Here is a 271-nt window from a genome sequence, read left to right on the forward strand (position 1 = left end):
TCCGACAAGGGCGGATCCAAGGCGATCACCGAATTCGGCGGAACCTACGCCGAGGTCGGCCCGGCGACCGCCGCGGCCGATGCCCAGGTCAGCTTCATCAACACGCTCACCCAGCAGGGAGTCGGCGCGATCATCATCTCCGCCGACGACCCCACGGCGATCGGCAGCGCCCTCAACGAGGCCCGAGCGGCCGGCACCAAGGTCGTCACCTTCGACTCGGACACCGACCCGCAGTACCGCGACCTGTACATCAACCAGGCCACGGCCGACG

General features: G+C 68.6%; 1 protein-coding gene. It reads left to right on the plus strand.

What is annotated here, in order from left to right:
• Nucleotides 1–271: substrate-binding domain-containing protein (locus tag QN347_RS19955; protein WP_323494424.1), on the plus strand; the 271-nt coding region annotated here is incomplete at both ends.

It is taken from the genome of Sphingomonas sp. 10B4 (assembly GCF_035019905.1).
GTDB classification, from domain to species: domain Bacteria; phylum Pseudomonadota; class Alphaproteobacteria; order Sphingomonadales; family Sphingomonadaceae; genus Sphingomonas; species Sphingomonas glacialis.